The following is a 23,764-nucleotide window of genomic DNA, read 5'->3' as shown; positions in this document are numbered from 1 at the left end:
TTTCATGGAATATCATCCCGAAATGCGGGAAAGGAAGTGCTATGAAGAAATTGATGAATTCGGCTTCGGACTATGTCGACGAGGTCCTTGAAGGCCTGGTCCTGGCGCATCCACGTCTGAGCCTCGGCGGCTCGGCAAGGCGCGTCGTGCATCGCGCGGAAGGGATGCGCAGGGGCAAGGTCGGTATCGTTTCCGGCGGTGGCTCGGGCCACCTGCCGCTCTTCACCGGTTATGTCGGCAGCGGCATGCTGGATGCCTGCTCGATCGGCAATGTGTTCGAAGGGCCCAACATCGACAGTTGCATCGAGGCGATCAAGCTGGCCGATGGCGGCGCCGGCGTCCTGCGTCTCTATGGCAATTACGGCGGCGACCGAATGAATTTCGACATGGCTGGCGAATTCCTCGAAGGCGAGATCGAGACGACCACTGTGCTGGGAACCGACGATATCGCCAGCGCCGCGCCCGAGGAAAGCGCCAAGCGCCGGGGGGTCGCCGGCATCATCTATGCCTACAAGATGGCCGGCGCGCATGCCGAGGAGGGGGGCGATCTGGCGGCCGTGACCGAGACGGCGCGCCAGGCGGTCGCCGCGACCAAGACGATCGGCCTGGCGCTTTCGCCCTGCCAGGTTCCCGGTTCGGCAAAACCGACTTTCGAGATCGCGGCCGACGAGTTCGAGCTGGGCATGGGCATTCACGGTGAGCCAGGGCTTTGGCGCAGCAAGATGAAGCCAGCCGACGAGATCGTCGACGAGATGATCGGCCGTCTCCTGGCGGAGCGCCCGGCGGGGCATCGGGGCCGCGTCTCCGTGCTGGTCAATAGCCTCGGCGCGACGCCGCTCGAGGAACTGCTCATCCTCTATCGCCGCGCCTGCGCCAAACTCGGGGAAGCCGGGCTTGAGATCGTGCATCCGCTTGTCGGCCCCTATGCGACGTCGATGGAAATGGCCGGCGCCTCGATCAGCATCTGCTTCCTCGACGGCACGCTTGAGCGGCTGCTCGCCGCTCCCTCGGGCAGTCCGTTCTGGGAGGTGAAGTAATGGCAGACATCCGCATCGAAACCCTTGAAAATGCGATAAGGATCGCGAATTCCCGCATGGCGGCGCTGGAAGCGGAGCTGAACGCGGCGGATTCGAAACTCGGCGACGGTGACACCGGCGTCATGCTGGCCCGCGTGCTGGGCAAATTCGGCGAAACGGATATCGGCGCCGGCACCGACCTCGGCGCGGCCTTCCAGGCGCTGGCGCGCGCGGCGGCCGCAGCCACCGGCTCCAGCCTGGGCACGCTGTTCGCCACCGCGCTGCTGACCATCGGCAAGGCGACCAAGGGCAGGGAAACGGCGCAGTGGAGCGAGCTTTCCGGCTTGCTGGAAGCCGCGCTCGACGCGATGATCCGGCGCGGCGGGGCGTCGCTGGGCGACAAGACGGTGCTCGATGCGCTCGACGCCGTTGTCAAGGCGACCGCTGGCCTTGCCGATGCCGGGGAGATCGCGGCTGAGGCTTCAAAGGCTGGGAATGCCGCGCTCGCGGCCTTTCTCGACAAGCCTTGTAAAATCGGACGAGCCCGCATGTTCGCGGAAAAGAGCGCGGGAATCGACGATCCCGGCATGCTCGGCTTCGTCCGGCTCGTGGACGCGCTGGCCGACCGGGATTGAACAAAGACGACGCCATCGCCGGCGTCACGGCCTGCTTGCCCATGCGCCGCCCGGTTCGTCCGGTGCGGCCTTTCGGTTTCAGGGATGGTGGCCGATGCGCTGACCGATCATGTTGGCGTGATGGATGACGACCTTGGACAGCTCTTCGATATCCGTCATGTTGATCTGCCAGCTCGGACCGCTGACGCTGATGCCGGCAATGACCTGGCCCGTCTGCCCGCGAATGGGCGCACCGACGCAACGCAGGCCGGGCTGGTGTTCGCCGTCGTCGATCGCATATCCCCGCCGCCGGGTTTTCTCCAGTTCTTCCAGAAGGGCCGGGCCTGTCACGATCGTCTGGTCGGTATAGGCCCGCAGGCCGGCATTGATCACCTTCTGGATGACGGTTTCCGACTGCCATGCCAGGATCGCCTTGCCGACACTCGTACAGTGTACCGGCGCGTTCTCGATGGAGGTCGAGGTCGGCGCGTGATCGGGCGAGGGGTCGGCACGGTGGATGACGACGGCGCTCTGCCCGTCGAAAATCGCCAGATGGACCATCTGCCCGCTCATGCGCTTGAGGGAGTCGACGATGGGGCGCGCTTCCCGGTGGAGATCGAGGTTCATCAGCACGATATTGCCGAGCTCGAAAAGTTTCAGGCCGAGCCGGTATTTGTCGCGCTCCCGGTCCTGGTCGAGGAAGCCGACTTCCTTGAGCGACGCCATCAGCCGGTGCGTGGTGCTGCGCGGAAAGCCCGTCTTGTCGCAAATCTCGGACAGCGAGAGCGCCCTCTCGTTGACCGAGAAACATTCGAGAACGCGCATGATCTTCACCAGCGACTTCAGGTTCTCGTCCGAGCCGCGGGCAGGTGACTTGGTCTTGGGATGTTCGATTGAGGCGTCCATGGAGACTTTATAGCACCAATCCCGGCATGCGGTACAGACGTTCCAGGTTTCCGACAAAAATATCGATCCCGAAAGGCAGTTTTGCCACAGCGGTTATTGACTTGGCTCCGCCGCCTTCCTATGGTCTAAATCCGAAACGTCATCCCGTATTCCGGAATTAATCGAATGCTACCTTGATGAGGCGTTTCAGGCGATCAAGGAGGAGAGGATCATGAACCAGGAAAGCAAGCTCGCTCTGAAAAGCCAATTGCAGGGCATTCTGCCACCCGTTACGATGCCCTTCGACAAAAGCGGCAAGCTCGTCGCGTCCGGCATCAAGAAGCAGATCGACTTCATGATCGATTCGGGCGTGCATGCCATCGTGGCAGGCGGCAGCACCGGCGAAGGCCATACGCTTTCGACGGAGGAATTCGTCGAGTCGATGGAAGCGACGCATGAGGCGGTCGCCGGCCGCGTGCCCTTCGTCGTCGGCCTGATCGTCAACTCGACGATCGAGGCGATCGAGCGCACCAAGAAGATCGCGCATCTGAAGCCTGCCGCCCTGCAGGTCACCCCGGTCCACTATCTGTTCAAGCCCGGCGCCGAGGCCACGATCCGCCATTTCCGCGAAATCTACGACGAAACAGGCGTTCCGATTCTGATCTACAACGTCATCCCGTGGAACTACCTGTCCGCGGACCTGATGCTCAAGATCATGGAAGAAGTGCCCGGCGTCGTCGGCATGAAGCAGAGCTCGGGCGATCTGAAGTCGCTGTCCGACCTTCTGCAGAACGCCAGGAAGGACAATATCGTCCTCACCGGCATCGACGCGCTGCTCTATCCGGGCTTCTCGCTCGGTGCCGACGGCGCCATCTCGGCCCTGACATCGGCAGTGCCGAAGCAGACCGTCGAACTCTACAACGCCGTCAAAAAGGGCGATCACGCCAGGGCGCTGGAATTGCACTGGAAGCTCAACGGCCTCTGGAACGTCGTTCGCCACGACAATCTTCCGGCGTGCACCAAGTACATCCAGTCACGGCAAGGCGTCGACTACTTCCTCCCGCGCGCCCCGATGGAGCCCGTCTCCGACGAGCAGAAGAGGGTCATCGACGGCGCACTCAAGGCGTTTGGCATCTGATCGACCGTGGCGCGTCCCGGATTTTCCGGGATGCGCCGACATTGCGCCGGGAGGTCTGCGCGCAATCGCGATGGGGAGGAAGACATGAAGTTCATTCGCTTTGGCGAACCGGGGCAGGAACGCCCGGGACTGGTCGATGCCGGCGGAACGATCCGCGATCTGAGCGCGATCGTCGAAGACGTGTCCATGCGACACCTGACGGAGGACGTCATGCGCAGGCTCGCGGCTACCGATCCACAAAGCCTGCCGCCCGTCGATAGCGACGTGCGTATCGGCCCTTGCCTCGCCGATGTCCGCAATTTGATCTCGATCGGCCTCAACTATGTGGACCACGCCATCGAGAGCAATGCTCCGATCCCCGCGGAGCCGGTGGTCTTCAATAAACTGACCTCGTGCATCTCCGGCCCAAACGATCCGGTCGTGCTCCTGAAGGGCTCCCAAAAGACCGATTGGGAAGTCGAAGTGGCGATGGTGATCGGCGCACCCACCTATCTGGTCGACGAGGCGCAGGCGCTTGCCTCGATCGCCGGGCTCTGCATCTGCCACGATATTTCCGAGCGCGAATTCCAGCTGGAGCGCGGCGGCCAGTGGATGAAGGGCAAGAGCGGACCGACCTATGGTCCGCTTGGCCCATGGCTGGTCACGCCCGACGAACTGGACATCCAGAACCTCGACCTGTGGCTGGACGTCAACGGTACGCGGATGCAGACCGGAACCACCGCCAAGATGATTTTCGGCTTCGTCGCCATCGTCTCCTATCTCTCGCAATTCATGAAGCTCATGCCCGGTGACGTGATCACCACGGGCACGCCGGCGGGGGTTGGCATGGCGATGACGCCGCCGCGCTTCCTGCGGGCGGGTGACGTCGTCAGCCTCGGCGTGAGCGGGCTCGGAGAACAGCGGCAGCAGATCGTCGCCCATCGGGCCGTCTGACCCGCAAGCAAGTTTGACACAGATGGAAACGGAGGAGGACACCATGTTTCCAGATCGCAAGTTCAGCAGCCTCAAGCGCGGTGCCTTGCTCGCATCCGCCATCGCCCTGGCGCTGGCCGCGCTGCCGGCGGCATCCCGGGCGGAAGTCCGCGAGATGCGCCTGCGGGCCGGCACCAGCCAGAGCGACCAGCATCCCGACTATCTCGGCTTCAAGAAATTCGCCGAACTCGTCAGCGAAAAGAGCGGCGGCAAGATCAAGATCAGCGTTGCGCCGGGCGCAACGCTCGGCACCGACGTGCAGATGCAGGCCAACCTTCAGGCCGGCACCCAGGATTTCATGAGTGGTTCGCCGGTCACCATGGCGGGCCAGATCCCGGAAGTATCGGTGCTCGACCTGCCCTATGTCTTCCGTTCCACGGAAGAATACGACAAGTTGATGGACGGCGTCGTCGGCGCCCGGTTCAATGAACTGATGGCGCAGAAGGGATGGATCGGGCTCGGCTTCACCAATAACGGCTTCCGCGAAACCACGACCAAGACGAAGCCGATCACCAAGTGGGAAGACTTTCAGGGCCTGAAGATCCGCGCGATCCAGAATCCGATGTATCTCGAACTGTTCTCCACGCTCGGCGCCAACCCGACGCCGCTGCCGGTGAGCGAAATCTACACGGCGCTCGAAACGGGCACCGTCGAGGCCCAGGAAAACCCGCTGCCGCAGATCGTCTTCATGCGCCTGTTCGAGGTCCAGAAATATCTCTCGCTCACCAACCACAGTCTCAACTCCGTGGTCATGCTGGCCGGCAAGCCGACCTGGGAAAAGCTGAACGACGACGAGAAGAAGATCATCTCCGAGGCGGCGCGCGAGGTCACCCTCTACAAGCGCGATCTGGTCAAGTCCAAGACCGGCGAATGGCTGGAATCGGTCAAGAAGGCCGGCGTCACCGTCAATGAGATCTCGCCGGCCGAGCGCGAGCGCTTCGCCGAAAAGGTCAAGCCGGTGGTGGAGAAATTCTCCGCGCAGGTCGGCAAGGATTTCTCCGACATGTACTTCTCGGAGTTGAAGAAGATTCAGTCCGGCGCCAACTGACAACAAGCGCCGGCATGCGGTCACGCTTGCCGGCCAATTCCTTCGTCCGGGAGGGTCATCCGTGCAGTTTTCTATGCTTGGCCGCATCGTCGATGCCTATTTCAAATTTCTCGAGTTCATCCTCTTCCTCTGCATGGCGGGCATGGTCGTCATGGTGTTCGGGAATGTCGTGCTCCGCTACGGCTTCAATTCCGGCATCCTGATCTCCGAGGAACTGTCACGTTTCCTGTTCGTCTGGATGACCTTCATCGGCGCGGTGGTCGTGCTGCGCGAGCACGGTCATCTCGGCATGGATACCGTGGTGAAGATGCTGCCTCTTGCAGGCGCCAAACTCGCCAAGGCGATCAGCGATCTCCTGGTCATCGTCTGCTGCATCTACCTCGTTTCCGGCACATGGCAGCAACACGATGTCAACATCGGCAATCTCTCGCCGGTGCTCATGGTGCCGATGGAGTATGTCTATGTCGTTGCCTATATCTCCGGCCTCTCGATGATCGCGATCACCGTCGTCAGCCTCGTCTCGACCTTCCTGCCCGGTGCGCGTGACCCCCGCCAGTCCGTCTTCGTGGATGCGGAAGAAGAAGCCGCATTGAGAAGCATCGACTCCGTTACAGAAAAGCCCGATCGATGATCGTATTCGTTTTCATTGCGGCATTGCTCGGCGCCATGGCGCTCGGCATGCCCGTCGCCTTCGCGCTCATTGTCTCCGGCCTGGCGATGATGTGGCACATCGACATGCTGAGCCCGCAAATCGTCGCGCAGAACATGCTGAGCGGCGCGGACAGTTTCACGCTTCTCGCCGTGCCCTTCTTCCTGCTGGCAGGCGAGTTGATGAATGCCGGCGGCATCTCGCGTCGCATCGTCAACGCCGCTCTTGCCTGGATCGGACATTTCCGCGGCGGTCTCGGCTATGCCGGCATCGCGGCGGCCGTCATCCTTGCGGCGCTGTCCGGCTCGGCGATCGCCGATACCGCAGCCGTCGCCGCGCTGCTGGTGCCCGCCATGCGCGATTCCGGCTATTCGGTGCGGCGTTCGACGGGTCTTCTCGCAGCCGGCGGCGTCATCGCTCCGGTCCTGCCACCGGCCATCGCCCTCGTTCTGTTCGGCGTTGCGGGCGGCGTCTCGATCACCCAACTGTTCCTGGCCGGTATCTTCCCCGGCTTACTGATGGCGGTGTCGCTCGTCCTGACCTGGGCCTTCGTCTGCCGCCGCGACAGGATCGAGCCGTTGCCGAAGAAGACTATGCAGGAGCGGCTCCGGATCACGCTCGATGCCAGTATCGGCCTTCTCCTGCCGGTCGTCATCATCGGCGGCATCCGCGCCGGCATCTTCACGCCGACGGAAGCCGCGGTGATCGCCGCCGTCTATGCGCTGGTGGTCGGCCTGTTCGTCTATCGCGAGATCAAGATCCCGGATCTCTACGGCATCGTGGTGCGCGCCGCCAAGATCACGGCGTCGGTCATCTTCCTCGTCGCCGCCGCCATGGTGTCCGCATGGCTGATCGCCGCGGCCGATATTCCGAGCTATGTCCGCGACATGCTCGAACCCTTCATCGATACGCCCATCCTGTTGATGTTCATCCTCATGGTGCTGGTCATCATCGTCGGCACCGCGCTCGACATGGCGCCGACCATCCTGATCCTGACGCCGGTGCTGATGCCGGTGATCCGCGAGGCGGGCATTCACCCGGTCTATTTCGGCATCCTGTTCGTCATGAACAATGCCCTCGGCATGGTGACGCCGCCTGTCGGAACCGTGCTGAACGTGGCAGCCAGCGTCTCGCGGATTTCGGTGGACGACGCCTTCAAGGGGGTGTTCCCGTTCCTGATGGCGGAGATCGCGGTCATGTTCCTGCTGGTGCTCTTCCCGGATCTGGTCCTCGTGCCCCTAAGGTTCCTCATGCGGTGAGGGTCGCCGCATCTCATCGCACATGCGGATCGCGGTCGCGTTGCAGATGCCGGGCTGCAATGACCTCATCGCCGGGCGCGAGCAAATCATGCTTTTCGGCGAAGGCGACAAACAGGCTGCGAGCGGTTTCCGCTTCGATTTCACCCTGCAGGGCGGCGGCGCAGGCCTTCAGCGCAACCGAATGGGCGCCATCTCTTGCAGAGACGGGCCATTCGACAAGATGCCGATAGGCATCCATCACCGAACGGACCTCCGCCGGAAAACCGAGGCCCACGAGAATGGAAACGGGTTGGTTGAATATATCGGTTTTCATCGCATTCTCCTTTCCGATCCTCAATGCCGGAGGGCGCTGCCGCAGCGGCGCCCTCCTGGACACGACTTGCATCAAGCAGCCTTGTGCGTATCGATCTGCGCGACGGCTGCCGGCTGTTCGAGAGCCGATGTGCTCTGGATGGCGATCTTGCGCGGCTTCATGTCCTCGGGGATCTCGCGAACGAGATCGATGGTGAGAAGGCCGTTGCTCAGATCGGCTCCGATCACTCGCACATGGTCGGCAAGCTCGAAGCGATGTTCGAACGGGCGGGCGGCAATGCCGCGATGCAGGTAGGTCTGGGGCGGCGCCTCCTGCTTCCTGCCGGTCACGGACAGAAGGTTGGATTGGAAGGTGATGTCCAGATCATCCCGCGTAAAGCCAGCGACGTCGATCGAGATCGCGTAGTGGTCGTCGTCGGTCTTGACGATGTCGTAAGGCGGCCAGTCGCTGACCGGGCGGCTGCGCTGGGCATTCTCCAGAAGAGTGAATATCCGGTCGAAACCCACGCTCGAGCGGAACAGGGGTGCGTAATCGTAAGATGTCGTCATAGCCATATCCTCCTTGAAGCAACATGGGTATGGAGCGCCGAAAGACAGCGCTTCCAGCAAGTCCAGTCCTGTTATCAGCGACTGGCGCATATCGATTTGGTTTTGAGGGTTTTGATTTCAAGAGACGTGGCGAAAAAATTGAACGCATCCCTCGTCTGCGTCCTGCCTGCGGCACAGCACTGCGCGCGCCGGTCTGCCCAGGCATTCCGGTGACGTTTTCAGGCAGCCGGTTTAGCCGTCTTTTTGGCAGGCAGATCTGCTGCAAAGTTTTAACGTAACGGGCAGTTTTGAACAATCTTTGGGTGTGCGGCACTCGACATGGTTGATTTATTGTTGAATATTAACGGCCTGGATGACAGGGGCACACGTGTGTGGGGAACATCGTGCTATTTCGATTTGGCAAAGAACATCAATCCTTGATCCAGGATCAGGATTGCGTTGACCGCAGCCGACCGCAGCCAGCCCTCGCCCGCATCGTCAGGGTATTGTCGCCTTGGCGGGGCGTCCTGGTTGCGGTTTCCCTCTGTGGCGCACATGCGGCATATGGTGCGGATGTTGGGGCGGCGGCACCGAACGATCCGAGCCCGGCCGCATCGGAGGCTTCGAGCTGGGCGCTGCAGATCACACCCTATATGTGGGCGGCGGGGCTTGACGGGCGTATCTCGCCCTTTCGGCGAGGCCCGACGCTGGACGTCGAGAAGTCGTTCTCCGACGTGCTGGACGACCTCAACTTCGGTGGCTTCGTCAATGTGATGGGGCGCTACGACAGCTTCGTTTTCTCGGGCGACCTGATGTATGTCGACACCACGGACAGCCAAGGCAGCGGTCCCTTGCCGGCGCTGCAGATACCGGGTCTCGGCGTCATGATACCGCCGGGCGCCATCGTCGACGCTAAGGTCGACACGACCCAGTTCACGACCACCTTGCAGGGCGGCTATCGTGTCGTCGATACCTCGCAGGTCACGCTCGATGCGCTGGTGGGCGCGCGTTTCTGGTATGTCTCCAACGACGTGACGGTCACGGCCAGCCACCCGGGGATCGGAACCCGGACAGCCACCCACAACGAAGACTTCGGCTGGATGGATCCGGTGGTGAGCATGCGCGCATTCTTCGCACTTACGGACAAGCTTTCGGTGCAGGCGCAGGCCGATATCGGCGGCTTCGGCGTGGGGTCCGACCTGACATGGTCGGCGCTGGCGACGGTCAATTACGTCTTCTCCGATCACCTCTCCGCCTCCATGGGCTACAAGGTGCTCGATGTCGACTACGATCACAAGGGTCATGTCTACGACACGCGCCTGAGCGGCCCGGTCTTCGGCGTGACCTACCGGTTCTGACGGACAAGCTTTCACGCAGTTTTCATGGATTGGTTTCCGCTATGACTTGCTTCACGCGCATATTCACCACGCTGATTGCCGCTACGGCCTTGTTGACGGCGGAGGCGCAAGCCTGCACGCGGATCGTCTATCACGGACCTGAAGGGCGGGCGCTAACGGGCCGCAACATGGATTTCAAGGATCCGATGGTCAGCAATTTCTGGGTCTTTCCGCGCGGGATGAAACGGGATGGGGTTGCCGGTCCGCGTTCGATGCAGTGGACGTCGAAATATGGCAGTCTGGCCGTCTCGGGTTATGATATCTCGACGGTCGACGGCATGAACGAAGCCGGCCTCAACGCCAGCCTGTTATGGCTCAACGCGACGAAGTTTCCGCAGGATGACAAGACGACGCCTCGCATGTCGCTCGCCATCTGGGCGCAGTTCTATCTCGATCAGTTCGCGACGGTTTCGGAAGCGGTCGATTATACGCGCAATCACCCCATCCAGGTCGTCAGCGGCGAAGTGCCCGGCCGTCCCGGCAGTCTTGCCCCCCTGCATCTGACACTCTCCGATGCGAGCGGCGACAGCGCCGTCCTTGAATGGATCGATGGCGCGCTGAAGATCCATCACGACCGCTCATACCAGGTGGTGACGAACGATCCACCCTACGACATGCAACTTGCGAACCAGAAATACTGGAGCGCCGTCAACGCCCTCAACTTCGTGCCGGGAAGCGGGCGCTCCGAAGACCGTTTCGTGCGCGCCGGTTTTTACGTCAACGCCGTCACGCAAAATGAAGACCCACGGATTGCCGCGGCCGCGGTGTTCAGCGTCATTCGCAACGCGTCGGTTCCCTATGGCGTGAGCCTTCCCGAAGCGCCGAACCTGTCCACCACCCGCTGGCGGGTGGTTGCCGATCAGAAGAGCCTGCTTTTCTATGGCGAGTCGGCGACGTCGCCCAATATTTTCTGGGTGGACATGACGAAGCTCGACTTCTCCGAAGGCGCGCATGTCAGCAAGCTGGATCTTGGCGTGGACATGAATCGTGTGCTCGCCGGGGAAGTCTCGGACAAGTTCACCGCCGCGGAGCCGTTTCGCTTCGAAACCGCCGAGTGAGCGCGCACTGCAGATCCAAGCCGCGCACGGCGTGAGCCATCGCCTTCAGATGATCGGGATTGCGAAACGCCCTGGCGGTAAAGCTCGATCAACAGGGTGGCGATGCGGCCGCCCAGGCGCTTCGGCCGGCAGGCATCGATCGGGAACATGTCTGTCGGTCTGGCCTGCCACCGAAATGAATTGGGGCTTTCCAGGCTTCAGATACTTATATTGTGTTTTTCGGCTGTCTCGAGCACATGCCTGAGATTTTGCGCTGCCCCATGCGGTGACCATTCCAGCGTCTCCGCTGCGATGTCTGCCAGCTCGGCCGCCACTTTTTTCGTCAAGCAACCCGACAATGCGATGTCCGTACGCCGAAAAACGAGATCGTCGAGCGTTCCGACTTTTTCCGCGCGGCATAGCCAGGCGATTTCCTGTCTTGCGTAGCCCGGCAGCGATATCAGGGGTGTCCATCCCGTGCTTGCATCAAGTGCTTGCCTGGCGCGGCTGCCATAGCGGCGCAACAGGCGCAGGGCGGTTTCGCGGTCGAGGTCGTGCTTGGCACAAAGATCGCTTGCCCGCGTTTCGAAAGCGGCCTCGGCAGTCGGAAAGTCGCGACCGCCGCCGATGGCCAGATGTTGCGTCGACCGGCGCCGTCGTGCGCCGATCCGGTGCAGCACGCGATCGGCAGCCTCCTCGGCAAAGCCGCGAAACGTCGTCCACTTGCCGCCGATCAGCGCCAGGACCGGAATGTTCAAGCCGGCGATCGTGTCTTCGACGATGGCGTGATCGCGGCTGATTTCGCCGGGATCGAGCCCCTCGCTGCGCGGCAGGGGCCGCACACCGCAATAGGTCATCACGATCTGGTCGCGCCCGACGGCGATTTCGGGGAAGACCTCGCGAATGACTTTGGTCATGTAGTCGATTTCTTCGGCGCTGCAATGCGCGCTGTCCGGGTCGGATATCGGAAGATCGGTCGCGCCGATCAGCACGTTGCCCATGAACGGATACATCAGGTTGACGCGCCCGTCGGACGAACCGAAGTAGATCATCCGTCCGGCAAGCGCATCGTGAAGCGCGCGATTGCGGACGACGATGTGCGAACCCTTGGTGCCGCCCATATGGCGGGAATCGATCCCCAGCCCTGCATTGACGCTGTCGATCCAGGCGCCGCCGGCATTGACGACGACCCTGGCCTCGATGGCTCGGCGCTCCCCGGTCAGGCGATCTATGATCTCGAGACGCCCTGCCTCCAAACGAATTTCGGCATGATTGAGCCCGCGCGAAGCGGGGTTGGCCGCTTCGCCGTCGAGAATAAGTTCGAGGCCGAGCCGCTCGGCATGGCTGATGCGGGCTTCGTAATAGAGACCGACGCCGACAAAGGCCGCATTGAGGGACGGCATCTCGGCTCGCGCGCGCCGCGCCGACAGCATGCGGTGTTTCGGCATGGTTCGGAAATGCCGGCCGTAAAGATCGTAAACAAGCAATCCAAGACGGGTGATGATCGATCCACGGTCGCTCATCCTGGCCTTAAAGCCAAGAAATCGCTTGATGGATGGCACGATGCCGCCGAAATGCGACGCCACCGGAAGCACCGTCTCCAGCGCCGTCACATAATGCGGTGCGTTTTTCAACAGCAGATTCCGCTCTCGCGCGGACTGCCCGACCAGCCGAAATTCGCCGGTCTCCAGATATTTGATGCCGCCATGGATGAGGCGCGAGGGCGCGGCGCTGGCGCCCGAGCAAAAATCCGTTCGTTCGATCAGCAGAACGTCGACTCCCTGCTCGCAAAGATCGCGGAAAAGACCGCATCCGTTGATGCCGCCGCCGACGATCACCACGGGATAGTTTTCCCGCAATGCGCCGAGCCGGCCGGGCATTGCGGCGCCGCGTGCCGAACCGTCAGGCATTGACGATCGCCACCTTGATCGCATCGCCGCGCTCCGCCGTTTCCAGCGCCGCGAGGATATCGGACAGCTCGAAGCGATGGGTGAGCATGCTTTCCACCTCCAGACGTCCGGAGGCAATCATTGCCAGCGCCATCTCGAATTGCAGGCGGTCGAGACCGAAGGAGCCGGTGACGACGATCTCGTTGTAATGGATCGCGTTGACGTCCAGCATGGCCTGCTCTCCGGCGCTGAACCCGGCGAACAGGCTGACGGCGCCGCGGTGGCGCACCAGGGATATGGCATCATTGGCCAGGCGTGGGACACCGATCGCGACGATGACCTTGTCGGCGCCAAGCCCGTCCGTTTCGCGTTTGACGATGGCCTTCAGATCCTCGCAGGATGGATCGACCACCATGTCGGCGCCGGCTTCCAGCGCGGCGGCGCGCCGGGAGGAACTCGGCTCGCTGACAATGACCCGGGCAGCGCCTGAAAGCCGCGCCAGCTTCACATGCAGGAGGCCGATGGGACCGCAGCCCAGGATCACGACCCTGTCGCCGATCCCGATATCGATGCGCTGCTGCCCGTTGAGAACGCAGGCCAGCGGCTCGATCAGCGAAGCCTTTTCCCAGCCGAGACCTTGAGGCAGTTTGAAGACGTTGCCGGAGAGCACGGCTTTTGCGGGAATGCGGATAAATTCCGCAAAGGCGCCATCGATCTCGTAGCCGATCGCCGTCTGGTTCATGCAGATATTTTCGTAACCGCGCTTGCAATGGGCGCAATGACCACAGGGAATGGCCGGGCAGACTGCCACCGCGTCGCCGCAAGAAAACTGGCCATGGCCACCATTGTCGACGATTTCGCCGGAAAATTCGTGGCCGAGGATGGACGGATAGCGAACGCCCACCGTCTTCTTTCCCCGGAAGATGCGGATGTCGGTCCCGCAGACGGTCGCGGCGCGGACCCGTATCAGGAGATCGCCCGGCGCGAGCGCGGGATCGCTGACGCTTTCGTAGTCAAGATGATTGGGCGCCTTGAGCAAGCCAGCCTTCATGAAATATCTCCTTCTGTCGTCTGATCAAATGTAACAAAGAATTTTCAAATGTACATATTAAAAATCGCTGGCACTTTTGTCCGGCGTCAAAATCTATGCATGCGCTCGCGGCGCAGGTTCTCGATGATGAGGCGATGAAATGTTCGGGGCGCGCCTTCGACGCGCGTCGACGGCTGCCGACGTTCCCGGCCCCGTCGGAGCCGCGCCACCCACGGACGCGATAGCGGTCATCGTGAACCGCATGGGAATGGATAAAGGCGTGTATCTACTCTATAGGTTGCGATACTGTTTGGGAAAGAGGAATAGGCGTGTCCGATTTATCTGACGATCTGCGAACCAGGGCTGCATGGCTTTACTATAAGGAAGGGATGACACAGGACCAGGTGGCGCAGGAGCTGGGACTCAATCGCGCGAAAGTGCTGCGCATGCTGGCTGCGGCGCGCATGGACGGCACGGTGCAGATCAGGGTTCTTTCCCACCAGAGCAATTGCGTGGCGCTGGAGCGGCAACTGGAAAAGCGGTTCAAGCTCGAGCGGGCCATTGTCGTTCCCGTGCCGAAACAGGCGGAGCAGCTACCGGAAATCATCGGCGGCGTGCTCGGCGAGTACATGACCGATATCCTCAAGGAAAACATGACGATCGGCCTCGGCTGGGGCAAGACGCTGAGCGCCTGCCTGCCCGCCATTCCCCAGCAGGTGGATACGCATATGTCCGTGGTGTCGCTGCTGGGCGGATTGACGCGGGTCAACACCTTCAATCCCTCGGAATTTGCCTGGCGCCTTGGCGACAGGCTGGCCGCCGAGGCCTATCTGATCGCCGCGCCGGTGTTTGCGCCGGACGAGCGTACGCGGGACGCCCTGTTGACCCATCCGGGTATCCGCGAGGTCTTCCGGCGCTCAGAGAATCTCGACACCGCCATCGTCAGTGTCGGCGATCTGTCGCCGGGTTCGACGTTCAATCGCTATGGCCTGCTGGAGCGCGACGAAATCATCTCGTTGCAGAAGGCGGGTGCCGTCGGCGACATTCTGTGCCGGTTCATCGATGCCGACGGGGAGGTTGTGGATCACGAGGTCAACCGCCGCGTGGTGGCCGTCGATCCGCGGTCGCTGCGAACCGCGCGCAAGGTGGTGCTGGCTTCAGGCGGCTGGCATAAATATGCCGCCATCAAGGGCGCGATGAAACTGCTTTCGCCCCAGGTCGTGGTGACCGATCTCGAAGTCGCGCAACAATTGCTGGGCGAATAGGTCACCACGCGATGCCGATGTCGCCGCTTCTGCGGCGGCTTGTGCGCAGAGGTTTCGAAATGGATAAAACGTGCGGCTGGTGGTCGTCGACGTGTGCGTCGCGGCCGTCCAGCCTTGCTTGTTGCCAGCCTCGCCGCGACGCCTCCAGGTTGAACATTTGTAATTCGTGAAATTTGTTTGACACGGAAATGAACATATGTGACCTTATGAGCATTAATGTTCATTTGGGAGGATGGCATGGTCGAGATCTACGATCATGAGGGCGTGGCGGTTCGTCATGGTCGGGCGCGGGTGAACGGCATTCGCATGCATTATGTGACGGCCGGCGAGGGGGAGCCACTGCTGTTGCTGCATGGCACGCCGAAAACGCATTTCTACTGGTATCGCCTCATTGCGCTGTTGACGCCGCATTTCCGCGTCGTCGCGCCGGATCTGCGCGGATTTGGCGATACGGACAAACCTCCGGCCGAGGAAGGTTACGATTCGCGCACCAACGCGCGCGACATGGCGGAGTTGATGACCCAGCTTGGTCACGACAGATTTCATCTCCATGGTGAGGATCGCGGCGCGGAATTCGCCTATGTTCTTGCCGCCAGCGAGCCCGACCGCGTCAAGACCCTGTCCTTTGCGGAAATGCTGCTTTCCGGACAGGGGCTGGAGGAATGGTCGAATTTCACGCCTGACAAGGTGTCGGCGCAGTTTCGCATGAGCGGCGTGTGGCTGTGGCATATTCCGTTCTTCTGGATCCCGCATCTGCCGGAAATGCTGATCGCCGGCCGCGAGCGTGAATTCTGGGAATTCTGGATCAAGGCGGAGACCTGGAATCCGAACGCCATCGCCGACGAGGCGATCCGCGAATGGGTGGCGAAGCTTTCGGCTCCCGGCGGTCTGCGCGGTTGCCTGGAGACCTATCGCGCCGGCCTGAAGAATGCCCGGATCAACGACGAATTGATCCGCAGGAAGCTGAAGATGCCGGTGATGACCATCGGCGCGCCCGAGTTCTTCGGCGATCTGGTGCGCGACCAGATGCAGCGCGCGGCTGAAAACGTCGTCAGGTCTGACGTCTTCCAGGAATGCGGCCACAGCCTGGCGCTGGAAGCGCCGGAGCGGCTGAGCGCCGCACTTCTGGATTTCATCCGCACGCACGGATAGGGCGCCGGAAGGGCAGTTCGGCGGCCGCCGGACAGGGGAGAAGGCGCCATCGTCGATGGCGCCCGCGCTCCCGACCTGCAGTCCGCAATATCATTTGGAGGGAGCGCCACAGAAGCGTGGTGCCGGGTGGAGAAGATGACATACGATTACAGTTCGATCGGATTTTACACGTTCGATTGCCTTGCGCGGCCGGTGACGGCGATACCGCCCGGCGGCCATACCTATTTCGTCGAGGAAATCACCATGGCGGTGTCCGGCGCGGCCGGGGCGGCGGCCGTGGTGGCGGCGAAATACGGTCTCAGCGTGCTCGCCGTCGGCGGCATCGGCGACGACCTGATGGGCAAATGGGTGATCGAGCGCCTCGGCCATTTCGGGATCGACACGTCGATGATGCAACTGTGCCCCGGTGCCGGCACCTCGTCGTCGATCGTGACGACCAGGCCGGACGGGCAGCGCCCGGCCCTGCACATGCGCGGCGCCACCGGCGCCTTCGAAATTGCCGCCGCGGATATCGACAAGGTGCTCGATGCCAGGATCGTCCATATCGGCGGCACGGGCCTCATGAACCGTATGGACGGTGCGCCGAGCTTCGCCCTGATGGCCGAGGCCAAGCGCCGGGGATGCATCACCACGCTCGACGTATTCGCCGCCGACAGGAAAGACATGGCCAATGTCGCAGGCCTGCTGCCGAACACGGACTATTTCATTCCCTCCATCGAGGAGGCGCAGGCCTTGTCAGGCCTGTCCGACAAGGCCGATATCGGCAAGTTCTTCGTCGACCTCGGCGTGGGATGCATCGTCATGACCATGGGGGCGGACGGGGCGTATTATCATCATCGCGACGGCAGCCGCTTCCAGATGCCGGCTTTCGGCATCGATGTGGTGTGTACCTGCGGCTGTGGCGATGCCTTCAATGCCGGTTTCGCCACCGGCCTCGTCAAGGGCATGAACCCGGAGGATTGCGTGCGTCTGGGGCAGGCGTCCTCGGCCCTGAACGCCACAGGTCTCGGCAGCCAGGCAGGCGTGACGGATTTTCCGGCAGCCCTCGATTTCATCGCCCGCACGCAGCCGAAGATCGCCGCGCCGTCGATCGCGCGGGCGGTTTGACCGGCGGGACGACCAGCCCGCGCATCGGCTGATCGGACGGAATCGCGCCGGCATGACCTTGCCGGCGGCGACAGGGGGAACAGGATGAACGATCTTTCACCATCGACCTTCGTGCCCAGTGAGCCGGACCGGCTGCGGGCGCGCGTGTCCTGGCTTTATCACGTCGAGGGTCACACCCAGAACGAGATCGCCACACGGATGAACCTCAATCGCGTGATGGTCGTGCGCCTTCTGGCCGAGGCGCGCCGGCGCAACGAGGTGCGCGTGTCCATGGCCGCGCCGCTTTCGGAATTGATCGGACTGGAATGCCGTGTCGAGCAGAAATTCGCGGTGCGGCGCGTGCTTCTGGCGCCGTTTGCCGATCCTGACGGCGATCCCACCATGGTGATCGCCGCCGCCGCCGGCAGTTGCATCTCCGGGTTGATGCGGTCCGGCATGACGGTCGGCGTCGGCTGGGGCACCACGCTCTACAACACGCTGCGCTATATCGCCGGCGCCTCGCTGGAGGATTTTCGCGTCGTGTCGCTGCTCGGCGGCATCGCCGCCGCCAAGCGCTACAATCCCGCCGAATTCGCCTGGCAGTTCGCCGAACTGTTCAGCGGCGAGGGATATCTCGTGCCTGCGCCCGCCGTCGTCGACAGCCCCGAGACCAAACATGCCCTGCTGGAGCGATGCGGTCTGGCCGCAACCTTCGAGATGGCCGAGAAACTGGATCTCGCCTTGCTGTCGGTGGGCGGCATTTCCAACCTGACCACCAGCTACAGGACCGGCTATCTGAGCGAGGCCGACCGCCGGTCGCTGATCGACGGCGGCGCGGTCGGCGACGTGCTGTACAACTTCATCGACCGGGACGGCAACACATTGGATCACGACGTCAACCGGCGGGTGATTTCCGTCAACCTCGCCCGGCTGAAACGCACGCCCGAGCGGGTTCTGGTGTCGGGCGGGCGCGAAAAGCGCACGGCCCTGCGCGCCGCCTTGCGGACGATTGCGCCGACCATCCTGATCACAGACGAGCAGACCGCGATCGCTCTGCTGGAGGAGGCCGCAGATTGACCGGCGTCGAAGCGGCAGTCGGTCAGGCAATTGCCATATGAACAAATAAGAATTTAGAAACTAGAAAATACAAAACGATGCCATCAGAAATGAGGCATTTAGGCCGAATATCGTTTAAATTTTGATATTTTGCGTCTCTTCCATAAAATAATCACTGCACAATTGACTAAAAGAAAAACATTTTGTACATATGGCGTGACGGGTCGATCACGTGATCCCCCGGCGCATTGGAGGAGCGGGTCCAGGACCGCGACACTTTCCTGGATGATTTTCTTCGAACATGGGAGGCGAAGTAGTGAGCGCGAAGAAGTTGTTTTGGGCCTTGGCGTCGACGGCATTTCTGGCCGCATCCGGGCTGGCGCATGCGGACAACACGTCCGAGGTCAAGCAGCCGCTGTGGTTCAAGGAGCCCTCGGCCTATCTCCAGGAAAAGGCCAGGCTCGACGATCTCTCGAACATCGTCGTCGGCGAGGGGCCGAAGGGGGAAGAGGGTGTCCTCTATTCCGACATCAAGATCACCGACGAGCAGGCCGCCAAGATCAAGGCGGGCAATTTCACCGTCGCCATCGCGCTTGGCTGGCTCGGCGACGACTGGGCGCAGCAGCAGCTGATCGGCCTCAAGGAACAATTCGGCAAGCTCGGCATCAAGGTGATCGCCGAAACCAACGCCAACTGGGACGATTCCCGGCAGATTTCGGATCTGGCCACCGTCAGCGTCCTGAAGCCGAACCTCGTCGTCAGCTTTCCGCTGAATGCCCAGACGACCGCCAGCGCCTACAAGGAACTGGCCGATGCCGGCACCAAGATCGTCTTCATGGACCAGATCGCCGAAGGCATGGAGCCGGGCAAGGACTATGTCTCGATGGTTTCGTCGGATAACCATGCGCTCGGCATGAACATTGCCGACATGCTCTCCGATGCGATCGGCGGCAAGGGCGATGTCGGCGCATTGTATTATGCGCCGGACTTCTACGTCACCAATGTGCGTTACGAAGGCTTCATCGCCCGCCTGCGCGCCAAGCATCCCGACGTCCGTCTCGTCGTCGCCTCCGGTCATAACGGTCCGAACAAGGGCCAGGAAGTCACCCAAGGCCTTCTCGCCCGCTATCCCGACCTGAAGGGCCTTTACGGTAGCTGGAGCATCCCGGCCATGGGCGCGGTCACGGCCGCCTCGGTCGCCGGTCGCGCGCCGGAAGACTTCCGGATCGTCAACGAGAACTTCGACCATATCGTCGCCGCCAACATGGCCGAGAACGGCTACATCGCCGGCATCTCCGCCCAGATCCCGTATTTCAACGGCATCACGGAAGCCAAGCTCGGCGCGCTGGCGCTGATCGGCGAGAAAGTGCCTTCCTTCGTGGTCATCCCGCCGCTGAAGGTGACGCGCAACAACCTGGCCGAATCCTACCAGAAAATCTACCGCGCCGAACTGCCGGCCGAGATCAAGACCGCTCTCGACGCCTCGCAGTGAGGACAGGTCTGACGGACGGCCCCTTGTAACGAGGGGCCTTCCCATCGCAGACGGCATCAATCTTGTGGGAGGCAAAGCCGTGGTTGATCGCGACCCTATCCTTGAAATGCGCAATGTCGAGAAGTCCTTCGGCGCCATTCCGGTCCTCAGAAAAGTCAATTTCACCCTGCGGCGTGGCGAGGTGCATGCGTTGATGGGCGGCAACGGCGCCGGCAAATCGACGCTGATGAAGATCCTGACCGGCGTTTACCTGAAGGATTCCGGCTCGATTTCCATCGAATCCAGGCCGGTGGCCATCGCCAGCCCCAACGATGCCAAGCGCGCTGGCATCGCCATGATCTTTCAGGAATTCAGCCTGGTGCCGACGCTTACCGTGGCGCAGAACATCTTTCTCAACCGCGAGCCGCGCAAGGGTTCGTTCTTCCTGAACGATCGGGCCGCCCGAAAGATGGCGCGCGCCGTGCTGCAGGATCTCGGCGAGGATCTCGATCCGGATACACCGGTGTCCGAACTCAGCGCCGGCATGATGCAGATGGTCGAGATCGCCAAGGCGCTGTCGCAGAACGCCAAGATCCTGATCATGGACGAGCCGACCGCCTCGCTGTCCGAACACGAAACCCGGACCCTGTTCAAGATCGTGCGCCGCCTGAAGGCGGCAGGCATATCGATCATCTATATTTCCCATCGCATGGCCGAAATCTTCGAATTGTGCGACCGGGTCACGGTGCTGCGCGATGGCGAGATCAAGATCACGCAGGACTGCAAGAACCTCACCATTCCCGAGCTGGTCGACCATATGCTCGGTTCCTCGTCCGCATCCGCATTTGCCTGGCAAGACCGGCAGATCGTGTTTTCCGACGCGCCGGTGCTGAAGGTGAGCAATGTCTGTCTGCCGCCGCGCGTCCGCGACGTCAGCTTCGACGTCCATCCCGGCGAGATCGTCGGCCTTGCCGGCCTGATGGGCAGCGGCAGAACCGAAATCGCCGAAGCGATTTTCGGCCGGCGCACGCCCACATCCGGCGCCATCGCCATCGACGGCAAGCCGATCGCCCGCCAGCGCGATGCGATCGCCGCGGGTGTCGCGCTGGTGCCGGAGGATCGCCGCCGCATGGGGCTGGTTCTGGATCATTCCGTCCAGAGCAACATCATGCTCCCCAATCTGGACCTCTTCCGGCGCGGAGCCTTCGTTTCCGACGGCAATGCCGCCGATGTCGTCCGCAAGATGATCGATCGTTTCCAGATCAAGACGGACAGTCCCGCCAAGGTTTCGCGGTTGCTTTCGGGCGGCAACCAGCAGAAGATCGTCATCAGCAAGTGGCTGGCGCGCAAGCCCAGGCTGCTCATCCTCGACGAGCCGACCATCGGCGTCGACATCGGCGCCAAGGGCGAGATCACCACCCAGATCCGCGAACTGGCGAAGGCCGGAACCGCCATTCTCATCATTTCATCCGAACTGGAGGAGTTGCTCGCCGTCAGCGATCGCCTGCTGATCCTGCATGACGGGCGCATCGTTCAGGATATTCAAAGACGGGACGTTCAGTCCGAGGAGGAACTACATCATGCAGTCCAAGGCCATCTCATTGACAGAACGCGACATGCAACGGCGGTTTGACATCGGCCAGGTCCTGGGTTTCGTTCAGGATCATAGCGTCTATTTCTTCTTCGCCGCGATCATTGCCTTCTTTGCCGTGACGATCGGCGACAACGGCTTCCTCAGCGTCACCAATTTCTTCAACATCGCGCGCACGACGGCGATGATCTCGATCGTGGCCTTCGCCATGACCTTCGTCATCGCTTCGGGCGAACTGGACCTGTCTGTCGGCTCGGTCTGCGCCCTCTCGGCCCTGACCTGCGGCATGGCGATCGAAGCGGGGACCGGCTGGTTCGTCGCCGTCATCCTCGCTCTGCTGTCGGGGCTCGTCATCGGCGCGATCAACGGGTTCTTCGTTACCCGCATCCGCATACCCTCGTTCCTGGTCACGCTCGGCATGTTGCAGCTCATCCGCGGCGTCGACATGCGCGTCACCTATACCAATCCCGTCGCCATCGCCGACAAGACCTTCAACAGCCTGTTCGGTTTGGGCAAGCTCTACGGCATTCCCTCGCTGATCATCTGGTCGGTGGTCTTCGCCCTGATCGGCCATGTCGTCCTGAAATACACAACCTTCGGTCGGCAGGTGCTGGCAACCGGTGGCAATCGCGTCGCTGCGGAATATTCGGGCGTGCGGACCTCGAACGTCAAGTTCTGCGTCTTCATGATCTCCGGTGTCGCCGCCGCTCTTGCCGGTCTGCTCTACTCGGGCATGATGCAGACGGCGCGCTTCAATTACGGTGAAGGTCTCGAACTGTCGGCCATCGCAGCCGTCATCCTCGGCGGCACCAGCCTGTTCGGCGGCAAGGCGAGCATCATCGGCACCTTCGCCGGCGCCCTGATGATCGGCACCATCAACAACGGCCTGATCATCATGGGCCTCGACGTCAGCGAACAGATGATCGTCGCCGGCGCCATCATCATTCTGGCCGTCGCCTTCGCGCGAAAGCCGTCCCACTGATTTTACGCGCGCCCGTCCCGGAGGAATGGACGGGCTGCACGCAAAACGCCAGAGCCCTATCGAAAAACTGTCATGGAAGGAGACATGCAATATGGCTACAGCACTCGACAAATTCGCGGATCGCAAGCCGGGTTGGGATACCCCGCTCATCGTCGAATCGCATCTCAACGGCGAACGCACCAAGGAGATGAACCCCAATACGCCGCGCACCTATGACGAGGTGGTCGAGGACGCAATCCGCTGCTGGGACGCCGGCGCCTGCGCGATCCACACGCACAATACCAACTTCAACCTCAAGGGCCAGGCCGCGGTCGACGATTACGCGCCGGCATGGGATCGCATCCTCGCAGCCCGACCCGACATGACCTGGTATCCGACGACGTGCAACCGTGAACTCTGCAATGAAAACGAGCACGGCCTGGAGCATTCCGAGATCCTGAACCGCACCCACAACGTCAAGATCGCCTGCATCGATACGGGCGTGAACCTGTTCGCCTTCGACACCGACGAAAAGGGCCACATCATCGGTCGCGAATACGGCTGGAACTACCGACAGGTGGCGGGCCAGGTCGATCTGGCGCTGGCCCGCAAGATGGCGATCATCTGGGGCATCTACGAACCTGGACAGCTCAAGCTGGCGCAGCACTACATCAACCAGGGCATGTACACGCCCGGCTCCTTCATCGACTTCTACCTGATCGGCGAATATGCGCTGACCTCGACCAAGCCGATCGGCACGTCGGGCATGATGCCGACGCTGGAAAGCCTCTATTTCTACCTCGACATGATGGAGCAGTACAGCAAGCACAAGCTCAACTGGTGCATCTCGATCTGGGGCGAGGGCGGACGCGACACCCGCGAGGTCATCAAGCGCACCATCGAGCTCGGCGGCCATGTCAAGACCGGCCTCGAGCTGTTCTACGATCCGGCGCGCAATCCGACCAATCTGGAACTTCTCCAGGAAGTGCAGGAAATCGCCCGCGAAGTCGGGCGTCCCCTCGCCACCCAGCAGCAAGCCAGGGAAATCTACGGCATCGCCTGATGACCCAAGCGATGTGCCCGCGTCCTCCGGCGCGGGCACGTTCCGGCCGGGTGATGACCGGCCGGTTTCACGCACGAGCCGACCGAGCCTGCGCCATCCCGCCTATCCCCCCAACAATCCAGTTTGCCACAGACGTGCCTCTTCTTCAGCTGCCTGACGGGAGTACGGCATGCCGCTTTTTACAAAAGCCGGCTTAGTGCCTTGAACATATGATACTTTAGATAAACTTTGTTCGGAGGCTATTTGAGTCAAAAACCCTTTATCGGCGGCTTTCAAACGAAAAACTTTCAATTTAAGCGCATAATCGCGATAAAATTCTGAATAAAATGTTTTACAAAATTACAA

22 protein-coding genes are annotated in these 23,764 nt (G+C 61.7%); 17 read left to right on the top strand and 5 right to left on the bottom strand.

The features are described from left to right. The first annotated feature begins 41 nt into the window (after positions 1–41). Together P7F60_RS23770 and P7F60_RS23765 are read left to right on the top strand one after the other, a co-directional pair. On the top strand, positions 42–1,037 hold the full coding sequence (locus P7F60_RS23770) for a dihydroxyacetone kinase subunit DhaK (protein WP_277920185.1): 996 nt from the start codon (positions 42–44) through the stop codon (positions 1,035–1,037). Positions 1,038–1,093: 56 nt separating this feature from the next. Beyond that, positions 1,094–1,651 (top strand): dihydroxyacetone kinase subunit L, encoded by a 558-nt coding sequence (locus P7F60_RS23765; RefSeq protein WP_277920184.1) that lies wholly within the window; start codon positions 1,094–1,096, stop codon positions 1,649–1,651. A 78-nt stretch (positions 1,652–1,729) separates the two neighbouring features. Here P7F60_RS23765 and P7F60_RS23760 read toward each other — a convergent pair whose 3' ends face one another. After that, on the bottom strand, positions 1,730–2,536 hold the full coding sequence (locus P7F60_RS23760; protein WP_277920183.1) for an IclR family transcriptional regulator: 807 nt from the start codon (positions 2,534–2,536) through the stop codon (positions 1,730–1,732). Positions 2,537–2,747: 211 nt separating this feature from the next. On the opposite strand from P7F60_RS23760, the gene P7F60_RS23755 reads away from it, so the two are divergent. The 5 genes from P7F60_RS23755 to P7F60_RS23735 all read left to right on the top strand — a co-directional run bounded on the left by P7F60_RS23755 (position 2,748) and on the right by P7F60_RS23735 (position 7,581). Continuing rightward, positions 2,748–3,653: a dihydrodipicolinate synthase family protein gene (locus tag P7F60_RS23755; protein ID WP_277920182.1), complete on the top strand. Its 906-nt coding sequence runs from the start codon at positions 2,748–2,750 to the stop codon at positions 3,651–3,653. 84 nt (positions 3,654–3,737) lie between these two features. Then, positions 3,738–4,586, top strand: a complete 849-nt coding sequence (locus P7F60_RS23750; RefSeq protein ID WP_277920181.1) for a fumarylacetoacetate hydrolase family protein — start codon at positions 3,738–3,740, stop codon at positions 4,584–4,586. Positions 4,587–4,629: 43 nt separating this feature from the next. Continuing rightward, a complete protein-coding gene (locus P7F60_RS23745; protein WP_277920180.1) occupies positions 4,630–5,673 on the top strand; it encodes a DctP family TRAP transporter solute-binding subunit in 1,044 nt (347 codons plus the stop codon). A gap of 61 nt (positions 5,674–5,734) precedes the next feature. Next, entirely contained in the window at positions 5,735–6,304 is a 570-nt protein-coding gene (locus P7F60_RS23740; protein ID WP_277920179.1) for a TRAP transporter small permease, read from the top strand. Beyond that, a complete protein-coding gene (locus P7F60_RS23735; protein ID WP_277920178.1) occupies positions 6,301–7,581 on the top strand; it encodes a TRAP transporter large permease subunit in 1,281 nt (426 codons plus the stop codon). The genes P7F60_RS23740 and P7F60_RS23735 overlap by 4 nt, the downstream gene beginning before the upstream one ends. 13 nt (positions 7,582–7,594) lie before the next feature. Here the strand turns inward: P7F60_RS23735 and P7F60_RS23730 are convergent, their stop codons facing one another. Together P7F60_RS23730 and P7F60_RS23725 are read right to left on the bottom strand one after the other, a co-directional pair. Beyond that, positions 7,595–7,894: a DUF982 domain-containing protein gene (locus P7F60_RS23730; protein ID WP_277920177.1), complete on the bottom strand. Its 300-nt coding sequence runs from the start codon at positions 7,892–7,894 to the stop codon at positions 7,595–7,597. Between the two features lie 71 nt (positions 7,895–7,965). Beyond that, positions 7,966–8,442, bottom strand: coding sequence for an Hsp20 family protein (locus tag P7F60_RS23725; protein WP_277920176.1), 477 nt, complete (start codon positions 8,440–8,442; stop codon positions 7,966–7,968). Between the two features lie 416 nt (positions 8,443–8,858). Between P7F60_RS23725 and P7F60_RS23720 the strand changes: the two genes are divergently transcribed. Together P7F60_RS23720 and P7F60_RS23715 are read left to right on the top strand one after the other, a co-directional pair. Continuing rightward, positions 8,859–9,779: a hypothetical protein gene (locus tag P7F60_RS23720; protein WP_277920175.1), complete on the top strand. Its 921-nt coding sequence runs from the start codon at positions 8,859–8,861 to the stop codon at positions 9,777–9,779. A gap of 41 nt (positions 9,780–9,820) precedes the next feature. After that, positions 9,821–10,876: a linear amide C-N hydrolase gene (locus tag P7F60_RS23715; RefSeq protein WP_277920174.1), complete on the top strand. Its 1,056-nt coding sequence runs from the start codon at positions 9,821–9,823 to the stop codon at positions 10,874–10,876. A 197-nt stretch (positions 10,877–11,073) separates the two neighbouring features. On the opposite strand, the gene P7F60_RS23710 is transcribed toward P7F60_RS23715, so the two are convergent. Both P7F60_RS23710 and P7F60_RS23705 read right to left on the bottom strand, forming a co-directional pair. Further along, the gene (locus P7F60_RS23710) at positions 11,074–12,765 is read right to left on the bottom strand and encodes a glycerol-3-phosphate dehydrogenase/oxidase (protein ID WP_277920173.1); all 1,692 of its coding nucleotides are present in this window, start codon (positions 12,763–12,765) and stop codon (positions 11,074–11,076) included. Continuing rightward, positions 12,758–13,795 (bottom strand): zinc-dependent dehydrogenase, encoded by a 1,038-nt coding sequence (locus P7F60_RS23705; RefSeq protein ID WP_277920172.1) that lies wholly within the window; start codon positions 13,793–13,795, stop codon positions 12,758–12,760. Before P7F60_RS23705 ends, P7F60_RS23710 begins: the two co-directional genes overlap by 8 nt. 368 nt (positions 13,796–14,163) lie before the next feature. On the opposite strand from P7F60_RS23705, the gene P7F60_RS23700 reads away from it, so the two are divergent. From P7F60_RS23700 to P7F60_RS23665, 8 genes are all read left to right on the top strand, one after another. Further along, the gene (locus P7F60_RS23700; protein WP_277920171.1) at positions 14,164–15,039 is read left to right on the top strand and encodes a sugar-binding transcriptional regulator; all 876 of its coding nucleotides are present in this window, start codon (positions 14,164–14,166) and stop codon (positions 15,037–15,039) included. A 237-nt stretch (positions 15,040–15,276) separates the two neighbouring features. Then, positions 15,277–16,191 carry an alpha/beta hydrolase gene (locus P7F60_RS23695; RefSeq protein WP_277920170.1) on the top strand — a complete coding sequence of 305 codons (915 nt, stop codon included), beginning with the start codon at positions 15,277–15,279 and terminating at the stop codon, positions 16,189–16,191. Between the two features lie 135 nt (positions 16,192–16,326). Next, positions 16,327–17,298, top strand: coding sequence for a sugar kinase (locus P7F60_RS23690; RefSeq protein ID WP_277920169.1), 972 nt, complete (start codon positions 16,327–16,329; stop codon positions 17,296–17,298). An 84-nt stretch (positions 17,299–17,382) separates the two neighbouring features. Beyond that, positions 17,383–18,354 carry a sugar-binding transcriptional regulator gene (locus P7F60_RS23685; RefSeq protein ID WP_277920168.1) on the top strand — a complete coding sequence of 324 codons (972 nt, stop codon included), beginning with the start codon at positions 17,383–17,385 and terminating at the stop codon, positions 18,352–18,354. A gap of 295 nt (positions 18,355–18,649) precedes the next feature. After that, on the top strand, positions 18,650–19,825 hold the full coding sequence (locus tag P7F60_RS23680) for a substrate-binding domain-containing protein (RefSeq protein ID WP_277920167.1): 1,176 nt from the start codon (positions 18,650–18,652) through the stop codon (positions 19,823–19,825). Between the two features lie 79 nt (positions 19,826–19,904). Further along, positions 19,905–21,437 (top strand): sugar ABC transporter ATP-binding protein, encoded by a 1,533-nt coding sequence (locus P7F60_RS23675; protein WP_277920166.1) that lies wholly within the window; start codon positions 19,905–19,907, stop codon positions 21,435–21,437. After that, a complete protein-coding gene (locus P7F60_RS23670; protein WP_277920165.1) occupies positions 21,421–22,377 on the top strand; it encodes an ABC transporter permease in 957 nt (318 codons plus the stop codon). The genes P7F60_RS23675 and P7F60_RS23670 overlap by 17 nt, the downstream gene beginning before the upstream one ends. 91 nt (positions 22,378–22,468) lie before the next feature. After that, on the top strand, positions 22,469–23,419 hold the full coding sequence (locus P7F60_RS23665; RefSeq protein WP_277920164.1) for a 3-keto-5-aminohexanoate cleavage protein: 951 nt from the start codon (positions 22,469–22,471) through the stop codon (positions 23,417–23,419). Positions 23,420–23,764: the final 345 nt, after the last annotated feature.

Origin of the sequence: Rhizobium sp. YJ-22 (assembly GCF_029601685.1) — a bacterium.
GTDB lineage: Bacteria > Pseudomonadota > Alphaproteobacteria > Rhizobiales > Rhizobiaceae > Metarhizobium.
This window is presented reverse-complemented; position numbering and strand designations above follow the sequence as displayed.

Excerpts from the sequence above, each read along its gene's own strand:
- P7F60_RS23745 (WP_277920180.1), top strand. The coding sequence starts at position 4,630 with ATGTTTCCAGATCGCAAGTTCAGCAGCCTCAAGCGCGGTGCCTTGCTC.
- P7F60_RS23750 (WP_277920181.1), top strand. The coding sequence starts at position 3,738 with ATGAAGTTCATTCGCTTTGGCGAACCGGGGCAGGAACGCCCGGGACTG.
- P7F60_RS23695 (WP_277920170.1), top strand. The coding sequence starts at position 15,277 with ATGGTCGAGATCTACGATCATGAGGGCGTGGCGGTTCGTCATGGTCGG.
- P7F60_RS23710 (WP_277920173.1), bottom strand. The coding sequence starts at position 12,765 with ATGCCTGACGGTTCGGCACGCGGCGCCGCAATGCCCGGCCGGCTCGGC.
- P7F60_RS23735 (WP_277920178.1), top strand. The coding sequence starts at position 6,301 with ATGATCGTATTCGTTTTCATTGCGGCATTGCTCGGCGCCATGGCGCTC.
- P7F60_RS23700 (WP_277920171.1), top strand. The coding sequence starts at position 14,164 with ATGACACAGGACCAGGTGGCGCAGGAGCTGGGACTCAATCGCGCGAAA.
- P7F60_RS23770 (WP_277920185.1), top strand. The coding sequence starts at position 42 with ATGAAGAAATTGATGAATTCGGCTTCGGACTATGTCGACGAGGTCCTT.
- P7F60_RS23685 (WP_277920168.1), top strand. The coding sequence starts at position 17,383 with ATGAACGATCTTTCACCATCGACCTTCGTGCCCAGTGAGCCGGACCGG.
- P7F60_RS23755 (WP_277920182.1), top strand. The coding sequence starts at position 2,748 with ATGAACCAGGAAAGCAAGCTCGCTCTGAAAAGCCAATTGCAGGGCATT.
- P7F60_RS23765 (WP_277920184.1), top strand. The coding sequence starts at position 1,094 with ATGGCGGCGCTGGAAGCGGAGCTGAACGCGGCGGATTCGAAACTCGGC.
- P7F60_RS23715 (WP_277920174.1), top strand. The coding sequence starts at position 9,821 with ATGACTTGCTTCACGCGCATATTCACCACGCTGATTGCCGCTACGGCC.
- P7F60_RS23690 (WP_277920169.1), top strand. The coding sequence starts at position 16,327 with ATGACATACGATTACAGTTCGATCGGATTTTACACGTTCGATTGCCTT.
- P7F60_RS23665 (WP_277920164.1), top strand. The coding sequence starts at position 22,469 with ATGGCTACAGCACTCGACAAATTCGCGGATCGCAAGCCGGGTTGGGAT.
- P7F60_RS23670 (WP_277920165.1), top strand. The coding sequence starts at position 21,421 with ATGCAACGGCGGTTTGACATCGGCCAGGTCCTGGGTTTCGTTCAGGAT.
- P7F60_RS23760 (WP_277920183.1), bottom strand. The coding sequence starts at position 2,536 with ATGGACGCCTCAATCGAACATCCCAAGACCAAGTCACCTGCCCGCGGC.
- P7F60_RS23725 (WP_277920176.1), bottom strand. The coding sequence starts at position 8,442 with ATGACGACATCTTACGATTACGCACCCCTGTTCCGCTCGAGCGTGGGT.
- P7F60_RS23730 (WP_277920177.1), bottom strand. The coding sequence starts at position 7,894 with ATGAAAACCGATATATTCAACCAACCCGTTTCCATTCTCGTGGGCCTC.
- P7F60_RS23705 (WP_277920172.1), bottom strand. The coding sequence starts at position 13,795 with ATGAAGGCTGGCTTGCTCAAGGCGCCCAATCATCTTGACTACGAAAGC.